The 14,478-nt window shown below is 56.9% G+C and carries 16 protein-coding genes; 1 reads left to right on the forward strand and 15 read right to left on the reverse strand.

What is annotated here, in order from left to right:
- Window positions 1–5: 5 nt before the first annotated feature.
- The 10 genes from dtd to A6R74_RS17485 all read right to left on the reverse strand — a co-directional run bounded on the left by dtd (window position 6) and on the right by A6R74_RS17485 (window position 8,884).
- Window positions 6–443 (reverse strand): D-aminoacyl-tRNA deacylase, encoded by a 438-nt coding sequence (dtd, locus tag A6R74_RS17440; protein ID WP_064235721.1) that lies wholly within the window; start codon window positions 441–443, stop codon window positions 6–8.
- Window positions 444–487: 44 nt separating this feature from the next.
- On the reverse strand, window positions 488–1,072 hold the full coding sequence (locus A6R74_RS17445) for a chalcone isomerase family protein (RefSeq protein WP_064235722.1): 585 nt from the start codon (window positions 1,070–1,072) through the stop codon (window positions 488–490).
- A gap of 137 nt (window positions 1,073–1,209) precedes the next feature.
- The gene (locus tag A6R74_RS17450) at window positions 1,210–2,055 is read right to left on the reverse strand and encodes a universal stress protein (RefSeq protein ID WP_064235798.1); all 846 of its coding nucleotides are present in this window, start codon (window positions 2,053–2,055) and stop codon (window positions 1,210–1,212) included.
- A 175-nt stretch (window positions 2,056–2,230) separates the two neighbouring features.
- The gene (gene thiD, locus A6R74_RS17455; protein WP_064235723.1) at window positions 2,231–3,061 is read right to left on the reverse strand and encodes a bifunctional hydroxymethylpyrimidine kinase/phosphomethylpyrimidine kinase; all 831 of its coding nucleotides are present in this window, start codon (window positions 3,059–3,061) and stop codon (window positions 2,231–2,233) included.
- 171 nt (window positions 3,062–3,232) lie between these two features.
- Window positions 3,233–4,345, reverse strand: a complete 1,113-nt coding sequence (locus A6R74_RS17460) for a TRAP transporter substrate-binding protein (protein ID WP_064235724.1) — start codon at window positions 4,343–4,345, stop codon at window positions 3,233–3,235.
- A gap of 188 nt (window positions 4,346–4,533) precedes the next feature.
- Window positions 4,534–5,937: a TRAP transporter large permease gene (locus A6R74_RS17465; RefSeq protein ID WP_064235725.1), complete on the reverse strand. Its 1,404-nt coding sequence runs from the start codon at window positions 5,935–5,937 to the stop codon at window positions 4,534–4,536.
- On the reverse strand, window positions 5,937–6,497 hold the full coding sequence (locus tag A6R74_RS17470; RefSeq protein ID WP_007112318.1) for a TRAP transporter small permease subunit: 561 nt from the start codon (window positions 6,495–6,497) through the stop codon (window positions 5,937–5,939). The genes A6R74_RS17465 and A6R74_RS17470 overlap by 1 nt, the downstream gene beginning before the upstream one ends.
- 102 nt (window positions 6,498–6,599) lie before the next feature.
- Window positions 6,600–7,436: an endonuclease/exonuclease/phosphatase family protein gene (locus A6R74_RS17475; protein ID WP_064235726.1), complete on the reverse strand. Its 837-nt coding sequence runs from the start codon at window positions 7,434–7,436 to the stop codon at window positions 6,600–6,602.
- 2 nt (window positions 7,437–7,438) lie between these two features.
- Entirely contained in the window at window positions 7,439–8,071 is a 633-nt protein-coding gene (locus A6R74_RS17480) for a thiol:disulfide interchange protein DsbA/DsbL (RefSeq protein WP_064235799.1), read from the reverse strand.
- A gap of 183 nt (window positions 8,072–8,254) precedes the next feature.
- Window positions 8,255–8,884 carry a c-type cytochrome gene (locus tag A6R74_RS17485; protein ID WP_064235727.1) on the reverse strand — a complete coding sequence of 210 codons (630 nt, stop codon included), beginning with the start codon at window positions 8,882–8,884 and terminating at the stop codon, window positions 8,255–8,257.
- Window positions 8,885–9,241: 357 nt separating this feature from the next.
- Between A6R74_RS17485 and yihA the strand changes: the two genes are divergently transcribed.
- Window positions 9,242–9,880, forward strand: a complete 639-nt coding sequence (yihA, locus tag A6R74_RS17490; protein ID WP_064235728.1) for a ribosome biogenesis GTP-binding protein YihA/YsxC — start codon at window positions 9,242–9,244, stop codon at window positions 9,878–9,880.
- 7 nt (window positions 9,881–9,887) lie between these two features.
- On the opposite strand, the gene A6R74_RS17495 is transcribed toward yihA, so the two are convergent.
- The 5 genes from A6R74_RS17495 to lysA are packed head-to-tail and all read right to left on the reverse strand — an operon-like array spanning window position 9,888 to window position 14,461.
- The gene (locus A6R74_RS17495) at window positions 9,888–10,637 is read right to left on the reverse strand and encodes an HAD family hydrolase (RefSeq protein WP_064235729.1); all 750 of its coding nucleotides are present in this window, start codon (window positions 10,635–10,637) and stop codon (window positions 9,888–9,890) included.
- Between the two features lie 13 nt (window positions 10,638–10,650).
- Window positions 10,651–11,607 (reverse strand): tyrosine recombinase XerC, encoded by a 957-nt coding sequence (locus A6R74_RS17500; RefSeq protein WP_064235730.1) that lies wholly within the window; start codon window positions 11,605–11,607, stop codon window positions 10,651–10,653.
- Window positions 11,600–12,310, reverse strand: a complete 711-nt coding sequence (locus A6R74_RS17505) for a DUF484 family protein (protein WP_064235731.1) — start codon at window positions 12,308–12,310, stop codon at window positions 11,600–11,602. Before A6R74_RS17505 ends, A6R74_RS17500 begins: the two co-directional genes overlap by 8 nt.
- Window positions 12,311–12,356: 46 nt before the next feature.
- Complete coding sequence (dapF, locus tag A6R74_RS17510; RefSeq protein ID WP_064235732.1) at window positions 12,357–13,190, reverse strand: diaminopimelate epimerase; 834 nt, start codon at window positions 13,188–13,190, stop codon at window positions 12,357–12,359.
- A complete protein-coding gene (gene lysA, locus A6R74_RS17515; RefSeq protein WP_064235733.1) occupies window positions 13,190–14,461 on the reverse strand; it encodes a diaminopimelate decarboxylase in 1,272 nt (423 codons plus the stop codon). Before lysA ends, dapF begins: the two co-directional genes overlap by 1 nt.
- Window positions 14,462–14,478 lie beyond the last annotated feature (17 nt).

Here is a 14,478-nt window from a genome sequence, read left to right on the forward strand (position 1 = left end):
CCCGACTAACTTTCCAGCAAAAACGTTACCGGGCCATCATTGACCAGCGCTACCTGCATATCGGCGCCAAACTCCCCGGTGGCCACGTTCGGCCAGGCAGTTTGCGCTTGGCTAACCAGCAAGTTAAACAGCTCTTCACCTTTGGCTGGGGGAGCGGCGCTGGAGAAGCTGGGCCGCAGCCCTTTGTGAGTATCTGCTGCCAGAGTGAACTGAGAAACCAGCAGCAAGCCACCGTTCACCTGCTGTAGGTTGTGATTCATCTTACCGTCAGCGTCGCCAAACACGCGGTAGTGGAGCAGCTTATGCAGCAGCTTTTCTACAGCGGCCGCGTCATCGTGCTTCTCCACCCCCACCAGCGCCAGCAGGCCATGATCGATGCTGCCAACGATCTCACCTTCAACCTCTACGCTGGCGCGCTTAACGCGCTGAATGAGTGCCTTCACAAAGCTACTCCGAACTAACAAACGGCGATTATAACGACTGCTTGTTAATTTTTCCCTAGCAGCGCATCGCGAAAGCCCTCACCTAGTGGGCGCTCGCCGAGCCAAATGCTAAACATCGCACTGGCAAACTCAGCATTCTCTTCTTCAAACAGCACCTCTCCATTTAGCGCCAGACGCAGCTGCTCGCCGTTCCAGCTAAGCAGGTAGCGATCTCCAGGCACTACGTCCCGATAGCGCTGATTTAAACGCGCAAGTGGCTCTTTAATCTGATTGAATTCATACAGAGTGAGAGTATCTTTGAGCGTTTTCTCAGTCGCTTCAGCAAAGTCGGAGGCGTCGATGGCGTGAAAATAAGCCAACTCCAGACGCCGTGGTACGTCGCTCAACGGCTGCGGCTGGGTTTCACCTTCAAGTTGGTAATAGGCGCCAGCGTAGGCCGTCCAGATCATGTAACGAAACACGCCGCTCCCGATCAGGCCATAGCGCTGGCCGTGTTCCTCTACGGTGCGCTCAAACACCTCGCCTTTTTCGGTCACACTGCTGGCCATCGCCCAGGGCATTAACGAGAGCCCCGCGAGAAGCAGTGACAATTGAACGATACGCCTAGCACCCAATATGCATGTGTACATAGAACCTCCTTACGGCATAATATCTATACATACCGATAATAGAAATAAAGGTTCCGTACAATACTCACTATTGTCAGCACAGTACTTTTTCTAATAGCACTTATTTTTAATGGCACCCATTTTTTAATAGCACTCGCTTACCAAGCGCGGCAGAGCATTAGATCGCAGTGCGGTTCACACAGCAGCATCTCGGTTAGCTGGCTGGTGTGATGGGGCTGCCCGCGACTGCCAATCATCACCAGATCCGGCGAGTGGCGCTTCATGTACGCCTGCAGGACGTCACAGGGCGCGCCTTGCTCTAGCACCAATTCAACGTCGGGCACGCCGTCAAGCTCTCCCATCAGGCTATCAATTTCATTATTCAACTGCTCGCGTAGCCGTAGCACCTCATGCTCTCGCCAGTGGGCGTAATAGGCTTGCGAACCCAGTTCGCGTTCACCGGGCAGTGTCCAGGCGTGCAGTAGGGTGAGCGTGGCTTCAGGAAAGCGAATCAGCGCCTCTTTCAAGGTATGCCGCGCCGTCAGCGAAAAATCGATCGGCACCAGGATGTGCTGCCAAGGTTGGGTGGGCTGATGAGAAGAGACCACCACCGGGCAAGGGGCGCTGCGCAGCACGCGCATAGCGGTAGTGCCCGCCAGCAGGTCTTTTTGCCCGCGCTTGCGATGCATGCCCAGCACAATCAGCTCGGCATTGCGCTCGTGGGCTTCACGGACAATTTCAACGTGAGGTGAACCGGTCACGGTCTGGATCAGCGTTTTCGGCGCCTCCAGGGCGTAGTCTTCGCGTAGATCCGTCAACATGGTGGTGATGTCTTCCACCACCGCGCTCTCGACATCACGCAGCACACGCCGCGGCAGGTAAGGATCCAACACGTGCAGCACATCTAGCTGTACCCCTCGGGCGTAGGCCAAGCGTAATGCCCGGGCAAACGCCGCGCGATTGTCAGCAGAAAGGTCGGTGGCGAATAGGATCGTACTTGGGATCGTACTTGGGATAGTACTTGGATTGGTACTTGGGATCGAACGAGGCATGGCGAAACGCTCCTCGGCTGAGCAACTCAGCCTTACAAGCCGTTAAGCAAACACTCCTTAGCATGGTGCGCAATGCGGTTTCTGGCAAGTTACCGATTGCCCACATGCCTTATCGCACTACACCCCATCACCACCAGGCGTGAAAATGATGCACCGGGCCGCGGCCTTTGCCTACATTTAGACGCACGCTCGCTTCTAACGCCGCGTGCAGCCACTGTTTGGCATCGCTGATCGCGGCTACCGGGGCATCCGCGTCGGCATCCACGGGGAGCTTCGCCAGGCAGGCGGCAATCGCCGAAGAGAGCGCACAGCCGGTACCGTGTAAATTGTCGGTATCGATACGCGAGGCGGGCAACCACTCATGGCCGTTGGGGGTTGCCAGTAGATCCGGGCAGGTCGCCCCCCTTAGATGGCCGCCTTTTAACACCACATAGGGCGCGCCCAACTGCGCCAAGCCCGGTAGCATCGCCTCCATGGCGTCTAAACTGGTGGGCGAGGGCATGTCGAGCAGCACCGCGGCCTCCGGCAGATTAGGGGTAATCACATCGGCCAGTGGCACGAGAATATCGCGTACGGCGCGAATGCCTTCATCGTCGACCAGAATATCGCCGCTCTTAGCGACCATCACAGGGTCGAGCACAATCCAGCGTGGGCGTCGCTGACGCAGCACATCGGCGATCACCTCGGCGACCTCGCGGCTGGCCACCATGCCAATTTTAACCGCCTCTATCGCCACATCATCCAGCAGGTGCTCCAACTGCTCGCGAATGGCCTGAGGGGCAACAGGGTATACCGAGGCCACGCCGCAGGTGTTTTGGGCAATCACCGCGGTAATTACGTTGGTGCCGTAAACGCCGAGGGCTGAAAAGGTTTTTAAATCGCCCTGTAGACCAGCGCCACCGGAAGGGTCGGAACCCGCGATGGTAAGCACATTGCGAAGATGGGAATGGGTAGACATGAGGCTCCTTCACGGCAAAATCGGCAAAACAAACGCCACTGTGCGCCTGCTTTTAAGATACTCACTAGGATACCCAAGCTGCGCGCCTTATGCTGCCGAAAACGTAACTGCCAGCCACACAAAAGCCGCCCGCAGGCGGCCATTGCGTTCGTGTACGTCGAGCACGGCCAACTATTGGGCGGTGTCACCTTCGGGGTTGCGGGCGTTGTAGTACGCTTGCTCGGAGATGGCGTGGTAATCCTCAACTTTTTCCTGGAACGCTTGATAAGAGTCATAGATACGCGTGGCCAGCTCGCTTGATTCCGCCAACTCTGCAACCACATCAGCCGAATGTTCGCGGGCTTGAGCGAGTACATCGTCAGGAATGCGTCGTAGCTCAACACTGTGCTCGTTGACCAGGGTTTCCAACGCGTCGTTGTTACGCGCGGTGTACTCATCCAGCACGCTTTGGTTGATGTCGCTAATCGCGCTACGCAGGATCGCCTGCAGATCCGCTGGCAGCTCCGCATAAGCCTCTTCGTTAACGATCGCCTCGAACATCACCGTCGGCTCGTGCCAGCCAGGATAGTAGTAATAGTCGGCAGCTTGATGCAGGCCAAACGCCAAGTCGTTATAGGGGCCAATCCACTCGGTTGCGTCAATCGCCCCCGACTGTAGCGAGGTAAAGATTTCGCCGCCAGGCATATTAACAATGGCCACGCCCATGCGGCTCATGACTTCGCCACCCAGGCCGGGCATGCGCATTTTTAGGCCGTTTAGATCGTCAACCGAGTTGATTTCTTTATTGTACCAGCCGCCCATCTGCACGCCTGAGGCACCCGCGACCATTACGTCAACGCCAAAGTCATCATAAAGCTCGTTCCACAGCTCCATGCCACCGCCATAGCTTAGCCAGGCATTCATCTCTTGGGCGTTCATCCCAAACGGCACAGCGGCAAAGAACTGTGCGGCAGGTGCTTTGCCCTTCCAGTAATAGGAGGCAGAGTGGCCAAGTTCAGCGGTGCCGTCGGAAACGGCGTCAAACACCTCAAACCCCGGCACCAATTGGCCAGCCCCGAAGACCTCAATGGTCAAACGACCATTCGACATTTCATCAACCAGCTGCGATAGGCGCTCAGGGCCTTGGCCAACCCCTGGGAAATTCTTCGGCCAGGAGGTGACCATTTTCCACCGAAACTCGTCTTCTTGTGCCTGGGCGTGATTATCAACACTAGAGACCACCAGCAAACTGGCGGAGAGAGCGGTCGTCATGGCAATGGCGACGGGGAGTGTTTTGGCTTTCATACAATAACCCTCTTACTTTCTATTATTACTATTATTGAGTAGGGAATACTCCGCCTAGCGTAGAACACCAGGCGGTTTGCTACAGGCCATTCATGGCTATTAACTGCTTTTTAATTAGGTTGCCACATCTATCCGTTGATAGCTGCGATGTATTTCAACTCACTAGACGTCAACTCATTGCCCTTGAACTAAAACTGATCAGGCAGCCATGTTGCTAGCTGCGGGAAGAAGCTCAGCATGAGCAGCATACCCAGCTGCATCAAAATAAACGGGATAACGCCACGGTAAATCGCCGATGTAGACACAGACGGCGGCGCCACGCCGCGCAGGTAGAACAGCGCGAAGCCAAAGGGTGGCGTTAAAAACGACGTTTGCAGGTTGATCGCGATCATGATGCCCAGCCAAATCGGATCAAGCCCCATGGCGAGCAGAATCGGCCCGACGATCGGCACCACCACGAAAGTGATTTCGATAAAGTCGAGAATAAAGCCGAGCAGAAAAATCACCAGCATAACGATGATCGTAGCGCCTACCACCCCGCCGGGCATTGCCTCGAACAGTTCGGTGACCATGTGTTCGCCGCCATAGGCACGAAACACCAGCGAAAACAGCGCCGCACCGATCAGGATCAAAAACACCATGGTAGTGACGTGAGTCGTCGAGCGTAGCACGTCTTTCAACGTCGCCCAGTCGAGCTGACGGTAAGCCAGTGCCAACACTAGAGCGCCAAAGGCGCCTACTGCGGAGGCCTCCGTAGGCGTGGCAAAACCACTTAAGATCGAGCCCAGTACTGCCACAATCAGCACCACGGGAGGCACCAGCCCTTTGAGCAGCAACATGCCAATCCCTGAGGTGTGGCCAAGCTCAGCCATTAACTCTTCACGGTCAGCAGCAGGCGCCATATGCGGGCGCAACCACGCCACCAGGGCGACGTAAATCATATACATCACGACCAGCAGCAAGCCAGGCACTAGCGCGCCCATAAACAAGTCGCCCACCGAAACGGTTTTAGGGCTAAAAATGCCCATGTCCAGCTGCGCTTGCTGATACGCCGATGACAGCACGTCACCCAGCAGCACCAAGGCGATGGAGGGTGGAATGATTTGGCCCAAGGTGCCGGTAGCGCAAATGGTGCCTGTGGCCAACGATGTGCTGTAGCCACGCTTAAGCATTGTCGGCAGTGACATCAGCCCCATGGTGACCACGGTGGCCCCCACAATACCGGTTGAGGCCGCCATCAACATACCCACCAGCGTCACCGAAATACCCAAACCGCCGCGCATAGCGCCAAACAACAAGGCCATGGCATCCAGCAGCGTCTCAGCCACTTTAGATTTTTCCAGCAACACGCCCATCAACACAAACAGCGGCACCGCCAACAGCGTTTGGTTGGTCATTATGCCGTAGAGCCGGTTGGGCAAGGCGGCGAGATAGCCGCTATCAAAGTTGGCGTCGATACCTATCGCTTCAAGACCCAGCCCCATACCGGCAAACAGCAGCGCCGTACCCGCCAGGGAGAGTGCTACGGGAAAGCCGAACATCAACACAATGCATATAACGGCAAATAAAATAATCGGCATGAATTCCAGCATCAAACACGCTCCTCAAGATGATTGCCACCGGCTGCGGACGGCACTATCCGCCCGGCCATCACGTAGCCATTGCGCACAATCTCAATGACGCCTTGCACGATCATCAGCACGGCAAACAGCGGTATTAAGGTTTTCAGCGCGTAGACGGCTGGAATACCGCCGTAATCAGGGGAGCTTTCCAGGATACGCCAGGAGTTAGCGACATAGCCCAGGCTAGAAGCAATGATAAAGATCATCACCGGAATCAGTAGCGTAATAATGCCCACGACATTGATTAACGCTTGGCGGCGCGGGGTCATGCCTCGATAGAAAATATCAACCCGCACGTGGCCGTCGTGGCGAAACGTATAGGCGGCCGCAAGCATAAAGACACTGGCGTGCATATACATCACTAGCTCTTGCATAAAAATGCTGTTCACACTGAAGGCATAACGAAGCAGTACAATCGCGAACTGAATCAACATCATAATGATGATCAGCCACGCAAGGGTACGTCCGAACCACTCTGAAGCGCGGTCCAGCGCACCAATAAATGCAGGTAGTTGTGTTGTGTCCGACATGGAAGTGTCTCGCGTAAAACGACTAAGGGGAGTCAGCGCCCCAGACAATAGCGCATATACGCGGACAATGCAGCGCCCACGCGCTGCACAGCATGCTTATTATTAAACGCTTGGGCGAATTGCCGTTAAACATGCCTCGGGCAAGGGGAGATCGACGGCGATCGGCAGGTGATCAGAGAACAGATGATCTAACACCCGAACTTCGGCGGCCTCTAACGACTGCGACAACAGGATATGATCCAGCGCCCGGCGCGGCTGCCAGGAGGGGTAGCTAAGCAGGGGTTTAACCGGGTGCAGCGGTAGCGACGCACTGAAACGCTCATGGGCATGCAGCTGGTCAGGGGTACAGTTGAGATCCCCCATTACCACCACGTGGCGTAACGGTTGGATAATCTCACTTAAATAATTGAGCTGGCGCACCCGGCCACGATGGCTAAGCGCCAAGTGGGCGACGAATACGTGCAGCGCATCCGGCCCTTCGCCAAAACGTGCGTGAATCGCGCCACGACCAGGCATGGCACCTGGCAAACGGTGTTCTTCTATTTGGCTGGGCACCAACCGCGAGAGTAAACCGTTACTGTGCTGGGCGATGCGGCCCAGGTTGCGGTTGAGCTGCTGAACATGGTGGGGAAACCCCGCTTTGGCAGCGAGATACTCCACTTGGTTGACGCGGCTTGAGCGAAAACTACCGCCATCGACCTCTTGAAGCCCCACCACATCAAACTTGCTCAGCACTTCTCCCATCACGTCCAGCCGCTTCTGGCGACGCGGGTGAGGTAGTAGGTGCTGCCAGCTACGGGTAAGGTAGTGATGATACGCAGATGTCTGGATGCCCACCTGTAAATTAAAGGTAAGCAAACGCAAGTGCCCGTCTTCAAGCAGCGTCGAGCGTGGGCCGATTAGGGCTGCTTCATCACGCTCCCTCGCTTCACGCAACACGGTTATTCTGCGCGCTCAGCACGCACCTGCTCGACTAACGCTTCAGCGATTTTCGGCATGTTATCAAGGCTGCCGGCTGAACTCGGCGTTACCAGAAAACGGCCATCAATCACTAGGGCTGGCACACCCATCAACTTCATTTGACGCATGCGCCGGTTAGCTTCATTCACTTCACTACGCACACTAAAGTTAGTCAGCGCCTGCTTGGCTTCTTCTTCACTGACGCCATAGTTGGCGAAGAAAGCTGCAATCTCATCGGGTTCTGTGAGCGACTGTTTTTCCTTATGGATGGCGTTAAAGAAATCAGCGTGTAGCTCATCTTCGATGCCCAGCGACTCAGCCGCGTAAAATGCTGTCGCGTGGGTATTCCAATCGCCGCCCATGGTGGCAGGCATTTTGACGACACTGACGTCGTCGTCCAGGGTCTCGTACCACTCGTTAATCGGCGTTTGCAGACGGTAGCAGTGCGGGCAGCCAAACCAAAAAACTTCGGTGACTTCAACTTGCCCATCGTCAACCTGGGTCTCTACCGGCGCTTCAAGCACCTCATAGTGCTGACCCTCAACCACTTCCTGGGCACTCACTGCCGCAGAAAGCCCCAAACCAACCAGTGCGGCCATTAGCGTTTTTAACATCGCTTGCGTTTTAGACATCTTAAAAGACTCTCCATGAGTAAGCGAAAAGTGAGACCTTGGATACATGAGCGGGTTCCCTCAGCTAGCGAACGTTACAAGCACGTTACCAAGTGAGGGCCCGCAAACGACATGAGGAAGTGTTGAGGCTGCTTATTTCCAGTTTGAAACGAGTTTGTTAAAACGTTAGTTCAAACCTAACAAATAATTAGCCACTGCTTCCATATCGTTGTCGCTCATTTTTGAAGCGATGTCGCCCATGATGTTGTTGGGACTATTGTTACGATCGCCTGCCGCGAAATCCTGCAGCGTTGAGACTGTGTACTCAGCGTGCTGACCAGAAAGGCCCGGATAAACGGCGCTACCGATACCGACACCGGTCGGTGTGTGACAGGCAGCACAGGCTGGGATGCCCTTGGACATATCGCCAGCGCGGTAAAGTTCTTCACCGCGGGCCAGTAACTCAGCGTCTTCGTCACTGGTTTGGCCTAGATTGGCATCTTGGCGTGCAAAGTGTGCCGCTACGTCCCAGGCGTCTTGATCAGAGTAGTCATCTACCTGACCAGCCATTTGGGGAACCATGCGGTTGCCGTCGCGGATATCCATAATCTGCTTAGCCAGATAAGACATCTGCTGACCCGCCAGGTTAGGGAAAGCGCCCGATGGGCTAATGCCCTGTTGCCCATGACAGGCGGCGCAAGTTTGGGCCATTTCCTGGCCAGCGGATGCGTCTGCATCGGCTTGATAGTCCGTTTGAGCGTGGGCGATGCCAACGGCGCCCATGGTAATTGCTAGGCTTGCCAGTAACTTTCTCATTGCTATTCCACTATGCCGTTTTATGTTTGACTGGTACGCACCCTGAGCGCCTCCCAGGTTTCACAAGTTACCAGGGTTAGCTCCGCCAATACCAACCTCCGCTAATACCAATAACGTATCGCGATGGTACACTAGCGCCCCAGGTCGCAGATATAAACCGCTTGCATTATAACGAATCACCCCAGCGGCGGGAATGCAAGTGCTGGACTGCTTTAGGGGTAATTCGTCGCGGTACTGCTCTCATTTCTTTATCATGAGTCGCTATTATGCGCTCTACTTTACCTGATGATGAGGCGATAAAGAGGTGATAGTGCGCAGAGTAGGCCGTTTTTATGTTCGTTTTTCAGGATCAACCCCATGACTACCCCCCATGATAGCCTAGTCCCTCGGCTGAACTACCCGACAGCAAGTTTTCTTATCAGCGCCCCCACCCTGGCCCTATGCCCGGATGATACCGGCGCAGAAGTCGCCTTTGCCGGGCGTTCAAACGCGGGCAAATCCAGTGCTATCAACGCACTAACGCAACAAAATGCGTTAGCGCGCACCTCGCGCACGCCGGGGCGCACCCAGCTGATCAACTTCTTCAGCGTGATGAACGACGAGGCGCGGCGTTTGGTCGACCTGCCGGGTTACGGCTACGCCAAGGTACCGGAGGCGGTCAAACTAGAGTGGCAAAAACACCTTGCCGAGTACCTGCGCAACCGTTTTAGTCTGCGCGGCTTAGTACTGCTAATGGACGTACGCCACCCGCTCACCGAGTTCGACCAAATGATGCTCGACTATGCCGACCAGCGCGGCATGCCGGTGCATATTTTGCTCACCAAAGCAGACAAGCTGAAAAGAGGGCCTGCCAGCGCGGCGTTGCAAAAAGTGCGCTCGCAGTTGAAGGAGTGGGAAGATCTCGTCTCCGTTCAACTATTCTCCTCTCTCAAGCGCGACGGCGTCGATACACTGTCACAGAAGCTCAATCAGTGGCTGTATACGCCGCCCGAATGACGCCCCTCTAGTCACTTTTTTCTAACGTCTTTTCTAACGTATCAAGCACGCTGGGCAGCTCTTTAATATGGGCTATGCGATACACACGCGGCGGCAACGTCTGCTCCTCTGTTTCAGAAATCCATACTGCGTGCATACCCAGTTGCTGAGCGGGCAGCACGTCCTCCTGCCAGGAGTCGCCCACGTGCATGGCGCGTTCAGGGGCCACGTTTAAGCGCGAGAGCGCGGTGAGAAACGGCGTAGGATCCGGCTTAGGCGCCAGTAACTCGCCCGCCGCAATGGCGACTGGAAAGTAGCTAGCCAGCGGCTGACGTTGAAGATGAATATTGCCGTTGGTGATCGCCGCCAACTGGTAGCGCTCCGCCAAGGTGGCCAGCAAACCAGCCGCTTCCGGGTGGGGGGTGACCTGCACGCGCAGGCGGTGAAACTCATTCATCGCCGCTGATGCCCACATCAACGCAGCACTGCGGTGCAGGCCTGCGTCTTCTAACTGGGCCTCCAGGGCGCGCAAACGTAGCCAAGTGAAGTCACCCCGCCGTTCAGGCACTTCTTTAGCCAACTGTTGACGACGCTGAAGGTAATCCAGCCCGCCCTCTTCATGGGATAACGCAAGGGCGGTTTCCTGGCGTGCCGCTCGCCATGTCTGAAGGGCCTCCAGAAGCCAGCGATAGTGGCCCTCCTCGGTACGCGCCATCACCCCGTGGTTATCCCAAAGCGTGTCATCCAAATCGAAGGTAATTGCCTTCAGCATCGTCATGTTTGCTCCTGGGCTATTTGGTTCTATTGTCCCCGTTGCCGGGACTGGGGCTTCTTTTAGCCCGAGGATGCGCTGCATCGTAGCTGGTCGCCAGATGCTGCCAATCAAGCCGGGTATAGATTTGTGTGGTCGACAAATTGGCGTGCCCCAGCAGTTCCTGCACGGCGCGTAAATCCTGGCTCGACTCCAACAGGTGGCTGGCGAAGGAGTGGCGTAAGCGGTGAGGATGCAAATGCTCGGGCAGGCCCCGGGCAAGCGACAGCTGCGCTAAGCGCTTTTGAATGGCGCGATGGCCCAAGCGCTGTCCGCGCTGGCCCACAAACAGCGCCTGCTCGTTAATAGGTGCGAGCACGGAGCGACACCCCAGCCACTCAGCCAGCGCCTGCTGGGCACGGCGCCCTACCGGCACCTGACGCGGCTTACCGCCTTTGCCGATCACCCTTACCCGGCTGTTCTGTAAATCGCCCAAATCAAGCGCCGCCAGCTCCGCTAAGCGCAGGCCGCTGGAGTAAAACAGTTCAAGAATGGCCTGATCGCGCACGCCCAAGGGCGAACCGTCGTGGGGTGTATCGAGAAAGCGCGCCAGCGCATCGACATCCACTGGGCGCGGCAGGTGGCTGGGCTGCTTAGGCGTACGCAGTAAGCCCACCGGGTTATCCACCAGTACGCCCTGCTTAACCAAGTAATCAGCGAAACGTGACAGTGCCGCCCGACGCCTAGCCAAGCTTCTAGGCGCCAAGCCACGGCTGCGTTCTGAGCCCAAAAACGCCCTTAGCAGTGCGGTATCTAGCGCCGTGGGATCCGTCACTGCGCGGCGCTCTGTGAAGGTACATAGCGCCGCCAGATCATGCCGATAAGCCTCCACCGTGGCAGGGCTTGCATGGGACGCCAGCATAGCTAGAAAGGCCTCAACGCGCTTGGCTATCGGCGTCTCAACCAGGGGTGGCTCATCTAGCGGCGATTTAGCCATGATCGCCCAGACGCACCAGCAGCCGCGCGACGATATCGCCCAAGTACTCGGTGAACAGCGTGTCCATACTGGCCCGGTAAGCATCAGGGCTGGGGCTGGCTAGCAGTAAATAGCCCAAGGAGTCGCCCGCCGAGAGGCGCGAAATAGCGCAGGAACCCGCTTTGCGGGGTGCTTTGACATGGGGTATCAGGCACTTCCAGTCGCTAACGCTTAGCTTAACGCAGCGGCTGGTGCGGCCATCCAACAGCGCTGACAGCCGCGTGCTAGCGTACTGATCCAACACATGGCGCGGCGGCTGAGGGGGCGTCGGTTCACTGTCGCTTAACGTGGCAGGGCACCACAACGCCGTGGCCGGGGTTTCAAAGCGCTCGCTAAGCTGGGTAGCCAGCGCTTGCGCCAGTGCATCGCGATCAGGCGCTTCTACCAACGCGATCAAGGTTTCGCGCAGCCGGCGGTACTGGGACTCGTTATGGCGGGCGGTCTCCAGCAGGTGCTCCAGGCGACCTTCAGCGGTTTCAGCACGCTTGCGTAGGTCTAACACCAGACGCTCGAGCAGTGACACCGCCCCGTCGATATGCGGGTGGGGCACCTGCAGCTGCTGGAGCAGCCCTTCACGGCCGACGAAAAAATCGGGATGGCGCGCCAGCCAGAACGCCACTTGATCAGGCTCGAGCGTCTTGCGGGGTTCGGGGGCTTGAGACATCGCCGTTCTCCTCGAATTAATGGGGTACTACTTAACCCAGCACTGCTTAACCAAGAGCTATGCGTCCATCAAAGACGCGTGTGGCCGGCCCCACCATGGTTAGCGCCCCTTCAGGGTCAGGCCACTCAATGCTGAGCTCTCCACCGGGCAAATGGACTTTTACGGGGCTTTTCAGCAGCCCCTGACGAATGCCACTGGCCACCGCGGCGCAGGCACCGGTACCACAGGCCAGCGTTTCACCGCTGCCGCGTTCATACACGCGCAAACGAATTTCACTGGGCGAGAGCACCTGCATAAAGCCCACGTTAACACGCTTGGGAAAACGCGGATGCGCCTCTACTAAGGGCCCGAGGCGCTCGACCGGGGCATCATTCACATTGTCGACCTGCATCACCGCGTGGGGGTTGCCCATAGAGACCACGCCGATCTGCAGCGTTTCATCGCCCACTTCAAGTGGGTGAAGAGGCTGATCACCAGGCGCATCGAACGGCAGCGCCAGAGGGCTAAACCGCGGGCGGCCCATGTCCACGCGTACCATACCATCGTGCTGAACGGTGAGTACCAAGGGCCCACCGGCAGTTTCCACATGAATTTCATGCTTATGGGTTAGCCGCTGGTCGCGCACGAAGCGAGCAAAACAGCGCGCGCCGTTACCGCAATTTTCCACTTCACTGCCGTCGGCATTGTAAATGCGGTAGCGAAAATCCATCTCCGGATCCCGGGGCGGTTCGACCACCAATAGCTGGTCAAAGCCAATGCCAAAGCGTCGGTCAGCTAGCGCGCGAATTTGCGCTTCGTCCAGCCGGGCGCGCTGAGTGACCAGATCCACCATGACAAAGTCATTGCCCAGGCCATGCATTTTGGTGAAGTGTAACAGCATTAGCGCCCCCCTTCGGGCAGCAGCGCTTCACCCGCCCATAGACTGGCAACGGTTTCCCGCGCGCGCACTAGGTGGCAGCTGTCGCCATCGACCATTAACTCGGCGACACGCGGGCGGCTGTTGTAGTTCGACGCCATAACAAAACCGTAGGCGCCTGCCGAGCGCACCGCCAGCAGATCACCTTCGGCAATTGCCAGCTCGCGCTCTTTACCCAGAAAGTCGCCTGTTTCACACACTGGGCCCACCACGTCGTAATAGGCGCTTTCACGCGCTTGGCGGGTATCCACCGGCACAATCGCCTGCCAGGCTTGGTACAAGGCCGGGCGAATCAGGTCGTTCATGGCCGCATCGACAATGGCGAAGTTCTTGGTCTCGCCTGGCTTTAAAAACTCCACTCGGGTCAGCATCACACCGGCGTTAGCGGCAATCGAACGGCCTGGCTCAAACAACAAGGTGAGCTGCTCGCCGCCTTCCCAGCGGGAAAGCCGCGCCAGCAGTTGGCTGGCGTAATCAAACGGCTGGGGCGGTTTTTCATCGCGGTAGGGCACGCCTAAACCGCCGCCTAAATCGAGGTGGTCGATTTCGATACCGCGCTCACGCAGGCGCTCCATCAGCATCAGAAGGCGATCCAGCGCATCTAAAAACGGCGCCGTTTCAGTAAGCTGCGAGCCAATGTGGCAATCAAGGCCTTTTACCTGCAGATTGGGCAGACTTGCCGCTAGTTCGTAGACATCCAGCGCTTCATCGACCGGGATACCGAACTTATTGTCCTTCAAACCGGTGGAGATATACGGGTGAGTACCCGCATCCACATCCGGATTCACCCGCAACGAAACCGGCGCTATTTTGCCCAGCTCACCGGCGACGCGATTCAAGCGCTCAAGCTCGGGGCGTGACTCAACGTTAAAACACTTAATGCCTACTTCCAGCGCACGAGCCATTTCATGGGGCTGCTTGGCAACCCCGGAAAACACCACCTTTGCCGGATCGCCACCCGCCTTAAGCACGCGCTCAAGCTCGCCGATGGAAACAATATCGAACCCCGCCCCCAGCTTGGCCAACAGGCCCAGCACGGCCAAGTTAGAGTTAGCCTTCACCGCGTAACAAATCAGGTGCGGGTGACCACCCAGCGCTTCGGTATAGGCGCGAAAGTGACGTTCAAAGGTCGCTTTTGAGTAGACATAGCAGGGCGTGCCGTGCTCGTCGGCAATCCGTGACAGCGGCACATCTTCGGCGTACAGCACGCCATCGCGGTAATTAAAGTAATCCATGGTGCTCTCCCCTTCTC

This window comes from Halomonas sp. ALS9 (assembly GCF_001651035.1).
Classification (GTDB): domain Bacteria; phylum Pseudomonadota; class Gammaproteobacteria; order Pseudomonadales; family Halomonadaceae; genus Vreelandella.

Bases quoted from the DNA above. Each gene is read 5' to 3' on its own strand.
- A6R74_RS17445 (WP_064235722.1), bottom strand. From the start codon at position 1,072: ATGTACACATGCATATTGGGTGCTAGGCGTATCGTTCAATTGTCACTG.
- thiD (WP_064235723.1), bottom strand. From the start codon at position 3,061: ATGTCTACCCATTCCCATCTTCGCAATGTGCTTACCATCGCGGGTTCC.
- A6R74_RS17460 (WP_064235724.1), bottom strand. From the start codon at position 4,345: ATGAAAGCCAAAACACTCCCCGTCGCCATTGCCATGACGACCGCTCTC.
- A6R74_RS17465 (WP_064235725.1), bottom strand. From the start codon at position 5,937: ATGCTGGAATTCATGCCGATTATTTTATTTGCCGTTATATGCATTGTG.
- A6R74_RS17470 (WP_007112318.1), bottom strand. From the start codon at position 6,497: ATGTCGGACACAACACAACTACCTGCATTTATTGGTGCGCTGGACCGC.
- A6R74_RS17480 (WP_064235799.1), bottom strand. From the start codon at position 8,071: ATGTTAAAAACGCTAATGGCCGCACTGGTTGGTTTGGGGCTTTCTGCG.
- A6R74_RS17485 (WP_064235727.1), bottom strand. From the start codon at position 8,884: ATGAGAAAGTTACTGGCAAGCCTAGCAATTACCATGGGCGCCGTTGGC.
- yihA (WP_064235728.1), top strand. From the start codon at position 9,242: ATGACTACCCCCCATGATAGCCTAGTCCCTCGGCTGAACTACCCGACA.
- A6R74_RS17495 (WP_064235729.1), bottom strand. From the start codon at position 10,637: ATGACGATGCTGAAGGCAATTACCTTCGATTTGGATGACACGCTTTGG.
- A6R74_RS17500 (WP_064235730.1), bottom strand. From the start codon at position 11,607: ATGGCTAAATCGCCGCTAGATGAGCCACCCCTGGTTGAGACGCCGATA.
- A6R74_RS17505 (WP_064235731.1), bottom strand. From the start codon at position 12,310: ATGTCTCAAGCCCCCGAACCCCGCAAGACGCTCGAGCCTGATCAAGTG.
- dapF (WP_064235732.1), bottom strand. From the start codon at position 13,190: ATGCTGTTACACTTCACCAAAATGCATGGCCTGGGCAATGACTTTGTC.
- lysA (WP_064235733.1), bottom strand. From the start codon at position 14,461: ATGGATTACTTTAATTACCGCGATGGCGTGCTGTACGCCGAAGATGTG.